The organism is Spirulina sp. CS-785/01 (assembly GCF_028330525.1).
Taxonomy (GTDB): Bacteria; Cyanobacteriota; Cyanobacteriia; order Cyanobacteriales; family Spirulinaceae; genus JAQMSD01.
Map to the genome: position 1 here is coordinate 1 of NZ_JAQMSD010000301.1, position 3,786 is coordinate 3,786.

Consider the following 3,786-nt stretch of genomic DNA (forward strand, 5'->3'; position numbering starts at 1 on the left):
GTAACTCGGAGGGTTATCTACAGGGTAGTTGTTTCGGGACATAAATCATCCGGTGCGATCGCGCCCTACCTTGATTGTCCTACACTTCGTCGGAAATTTGGGAATCTTGCACCACAGGTTCAACTCCCTCCTCCTTCTCCTCAGTGTTCCAGTCGATGGTCTTTTCTTGCCGTTCTCGCCACCAGGCCAGGGCGGTACTAGCGATAAAGATACTCGAATACGCCCCACTAATAAAGCCGATAATCAACGCGAGGGCAAAAAACTGTAAGGTTTCCCCCCCAAAGAGGAAAATAGCCAATAACGGTAATACCGTCGTCACCGTAGTATTGATCGACCGAGTTAAAGTTTGATTAACCGCATCATTAACAATTTGGTCAATCGAAGCCCCTTCCTCAATTTGACTGGTTTCCCGGATACGGTCATAAATGACCACCGTATCATTCACCGAAAAGCCAATAATCGTCAAGAGTGCCACCAAAAAGAGACTATCAATTTCAAGGCCCAGGGTTAACCCCAAAATGGAGAACACCCCCGCCGTGAGAAACACATCATGGAACAAGGCCACAATGGCAAACACCGCATAGTCAAATTTAAAGCGAAAACTCAAATAGACCACAATGCCGAAAAACGACACGAGAAGGGCTTTCACCCCCGAAACAAACAATGCCGCCCCAATGGTCGGCCCAACGGTGTCTATTTGCGTGGTATCGGGGTCAAAATTGCCAATTTCTTCAGTGAGGGCCTCTTGAAGTTGGGTGCGTTCCTCCACATCGAGGGTGGGGGTGCGAATGGACACCGTGTAATCTTCCACCACCTGAATGGGACTATTCTCTAACCCTTGGTCTGCGAGAATATCCCGCACTTGGCCTACTTCAATCTTCTGTGCCTCGGTGCAACTGTTGTCCGTGGTACAGTCTAGGGATAATTGTAAGCGAGTCCCCCCAATGAAATCGAGGCCCGGGCGGAGGGGTGCGCCAAACTGGGTAAAGGAGAGGATCATGGCCAAGAGACTAATTGCGATCGCACCGCCAGAAATCCCCCACCATAACCCCCGTTGTTGAATAACTTGTAATCTCATAACTGTGATAATCATTAAGCGTCAGCGAAGACAGCGTTTTCCCTGCAACCGACTATTTCGCTGTTTGTAAATTGGGACAGAATAACTGCGGTTTTTGGCGGACCCCCGGCAAACCGAGAACCACCACCAACATTAACGTCCGACTACAGGTGAGTGCCGTAAACATACTAACTAACACCCCAATAGCCAAAGTCAGGGCAAACCCCTTCACCAACCCTGATCCCAAGAAAAACAGGGCAGCACAGGCAATCAGCGTTGTCACATTACTGTCTAAAATACTCGAAAACGCCCGATAAAAGCCAGACTCCACCGACCGATACAAGGTTTTCCCAGACCGCAATTCTTCCCGCGTCCGTTCAAAAATTAACACATTGGCATCCACGGCCATACCAATACTGAGAATAAACCCGGCAATTCCCGGTAAGGTCAATGTCACCCCCACCAAGGCATAACAAGCGAGAGTAAGAATGGTATAAATCAACAGCGACCCATTGGCAATCACCCCAGGCAGACGATAATAGACCACCATATAGAGTAACACCAGCACCAGACCGGAAACCGCCGCCACAATACTGCGGTTGACACTATCTTGGCCCAACGTTGCCCCAACGGTGCGATTTTCCACCAACTCCACCGGGAAAGGCAAAGCACCCCCTTGGAGTTGGATAGCGAGGTCATTGGCCCCTTCTAGGTCAAAATTGCCTGTAATGGACGCACTGCCCCCGGAGATGCCCCCCTCAGCATAGATAGCATCCACCACAGGTGCGCTGAGTAAACGACCATCTAAGAAAATCCCAATCCCGCGACCCGTTCCAGCAATATTGGCAGTGAGTTCGGCAAATTTTTCGCCCCCTTCGGTGTCAAAATAGATGACCACTTCCCAACTGTCGCTATTCCCTACAGGTCGGGCCACCGCATTTCTCAGATATTTTCCGGTCAACTCCGTGGGTTTAAATAAGTCTCGAATCGAGGCATTAATTTCTTGGAGTTGGGTTTGGAGTTCCCGGACTTCTGTTTCGGGGGGGGGTTCTTGAGTCCGTAAGTCTTCGAGTTGCAGTCGGGCTAATTCCCGTTGTTGTAGGAGACGGTCTAATTGGTCTCTCGTATTGGGTTTTTGGTTCCGAAAGGCCAGTTGGGCCGTCTCCCCTAGGACTCGTTCCGCTTGTTCTGGGTCACTCACTCCAGGGAGTTGGACCACCACTTTATCCGGATTAACGGTTTGGATAATCGGTTCACCGACTCCTAACCCATTGACCCGGTTTTGGATCACTCGTTTGACGGCGGTGAGATTTTCCGGGGCAATGGTTTCTACATCTTCGGTGGGTTGGACTTGCAGGGTTAGTCTGGCCCCACCTTTCAAGTCTAACCCTTGATTGAGGGGAAAGATCACTAAAAGCGCGATCGCTACAATCACTAACCCCAAAATTGCCACTAATGTTAATAGGTGTTTTTGCATAAGTTTTTCTGGGTTCTCGGTTCTGGGTTTTGGGTGGTGTGTTCTGGGTTATTCGTTGTCAGGGGGACTATCTTGCCTAGTCTCGACCCCCGCAAGACATCCCCCTCCCAAGTCACGAATAACCAACAACAAACACCCTCTCCTTAAACCTGTAACGTCATCAACTGTTCCATTGCTTCCACAATTTGGGACGGTTGAATAATGGTCAGGTTTTCTAACTTGCCATTGTACGGGGTAGGAATATCTTGGGACGATAAACGGATGACCGGGGCATCCAATTCATCAAATAACTGATCATTAATCAACGACAGCAACTCTGCGGCAATGCCCCCCGTTTTCATACATTCTTCTACAATAATCACCCGATGGGTTTTCCGCACAGAAGCCGCAATGGTCTCCATATCAAAGGGTTTCAGGGAAATTAAATCAATAATCTCCGGGTCATACCCTAACCCGTGTTTCTCCACCAACTTCATCGCTTGCAGACAGTGATGACGCATCCGGGAATAGGTCAAAATCGTGACATCTTTCCCTGGACGGACAATTTCTGCTTGATCTAACGGACAGATATACTCATGATCCGGTAAATCTTCCTTGAGATTGTAGAGGAGGACGTGTTCAAAGAATAAAACCGGGTTGTCGTCCCGAATGGCGGCCTTGAGCAGTCCTTTGGCATTATAGGGAGTCGAACAAGTGACAATTTTTAAGCCGGGAACCGCATGGAAATAGGCTTCTAGTCGTTGAGAATGTTCGGCCCCTAGTTGTCGGCCTACTCCACCCGGTCCCCGAATAACGAGGGGAATTTTGAAGTTTCCGCCAGAGGTATAGCGCAGCATTCCGGCATTATTGGCAATTTGGTTAAAGGCCAATAAGAGAAACCCCATATTCATTCCTTCAATAATGGGGCGAAGTCCCGTCATTGCGGCCCCGATGGCCATCCCACTAAAGCTATTTTCCGCGATGGGGGTGTCGAGAACTCGTAGTTCTCCGTATTTTTTGTATAAATCTTTCGTAACCTTGTACGATCCACCGTAGTGACCGACATCTTCTCCGAGAACAAACACGGTGTCGTCTCGGCCCATTTCTTCGTCTGTTGCTTCCCGCAGCGCGTTAAAAAATAAAGTTTCTGCCATCCTTAGCCATACCAGATACAGCAAATGCGATCCTATCATCAATGATGAGAGAGTTGATAGTTGATAGTGGATAGTTGAGAGATGGGGGAGTCGGGAGTCGGGAGTCGGGAGTCGGGAGA

3 protein-coding genes are annotated in these 3,786 nt (G+C 49.1%); all 3 read right to left on the reverse strand.

Going from position 1 to position 3,786, the window contains the following annotated elements; translation table 11 throughout:
- Nucleotides 1–79 precede the first annotated feature (79 nt).
- The 3 genes from secF to PN462_RS19960 all read right to left on the reverse strand — a co-directional run bounded on the left by secF (nt 80) and on the right by PN462_RS19960 (nt 3,667).
- On the reverse strand, nt 80–1,078 hold the full coding sequence (gene secF / locus PN462_RS19950) for a protein translocase subunit SecF (RefSeq protein ID WP_272130592.1): 999 nt from the start codon (nt 1,076–1,078) through the stop codon (nt 80–82).
- 52 nt (nt 1,079–1,130) lie between these two features.
- Complete coding sequence (secD, locus tag PN462_RS19955; protein WP_272130593.1) at nt 1,131–2,534, reverse strand: protein translocase subunit SecD; 1,404 nt, start codon at nt 2,532–2,534, stop codon at nt 1,131–1,133.
- 143 nt (nt 2,535–2,677) lie between these two features.
- A complete protein-coding gene (locus PN462_RS19960; protein WP_443029235.1) occupies nt 2,678–3,667 on the reverse strand; it encodes an alpha-ketoacid dehydrogenase subunit beta in 990 nt (329 codons plus the stop codon).
- Nucleotides 3,668–3,786 lie beyond the last annotated feature (119 nt).